Origin of the sequence: Cupriavidus sp. SIMBA_020 (genome assembly GCF_046535395.1) — a bacterium.
Lineage (GTDB): Bacteria > Pseudomonadota > Gammaproteobacteria > Burkholderiales > Burkholderiaceae > Cupriavidus > Cupriavidus campinensis.
The window spans coordinates 1-250 of the sequence record NZ_JAWRWU010001256.1; the positions used below are offsets into that span (position 1 = coordinate 1).

At 67.2% G+C, this 250-nt stretch carries 1 protein-coding gene; it reads left to right on the forward strand.

Annotated features, from left to right (window positions below):
* Nucleotide 1: 1 nt before the first annotated feature.
* A partial coding sequence (locus tag SB751_RS33530) for a DUF2214 family protein (RefSeq protein ID WP_410749438.1) occupies nt 2–250 on the forward strand: 249 nt, incomplete at its 3' end.

Here is a 250-nt window from a genome sequence, read left to right on the forward strand (position 1 = left end):
GGTGGTGCTGACCGCCGAAGCGGTGCTGCTGCGCCCCGACCTGACACCGGCCACGCTCAAGCGCCTGGTGGTCTATGACCGCCTGTATCTGCTGAGCGCGATCCTGGTGCTGGCCACCGGCGCGCTGCGCCTGACACTGGGGGTCAAGGGGGCCGCGTTCTACATGGGCAACCCTTGGTTCCACGCCAAGATCACGCTGTTCGTCATCATCGGCCTCTGTTCGATCCCGCCCACGCTGGCCTTCCTGCGC